We start from the raw sequence: 356 nt of genomic DNA on the forward strand, positions 1-356 counted from the left end.
GTTCGAGGTCTTCACGACGCTGGCGGTGCTGATCGACGTGCGGAACGAGGCGAGGTGCGTGTCCGCTCCGTTCTGGCCGGAGACGACGTAGGTGACGCTCTCCGAGTCGGCGAAGGTGCCGGGCACGCAGGTGAGCGTGGCCGAGTCGCCGGCCTGGACGGTCGTCGGGCTGATGGTGCATCCGCCGTCTGACGTGTACTGGTCGGCGTTGGCCGCCAGCGGTGCCGCGAACGTGCCGGCGACGACGAGGAGCAGTGTGGCGAGCAGCTTCCTGGACCTGGGCATCGCCTCCGGACATTCGTGTGCGGACACGTCAGGTCGGCCCAACGTGATGAATCCTCAGTTTAGCGCTGATG

The 356-nt window shown here is 67.1% G+C and carries 1 pseudogene; it reads right to left on the minus strand.

The annotated features are described in order from the left end of the window. Positions 1–285: pseudogene (locus tag AB4Z02_RS19380) on the minus strand (sortase); the annotation flags it as partial. Positions 286–356 lie beyond the last annotated feature (71 nt).

The sequence above is a fragment of the Pedococcus sp. 2YAF34 genome, assembly GCF_052114585.1.
Lineage (GTDB): Bacteria > Actinomycetota > Actinomycetes > Actinomycetales > Dermatophilaceae > Pedococcus.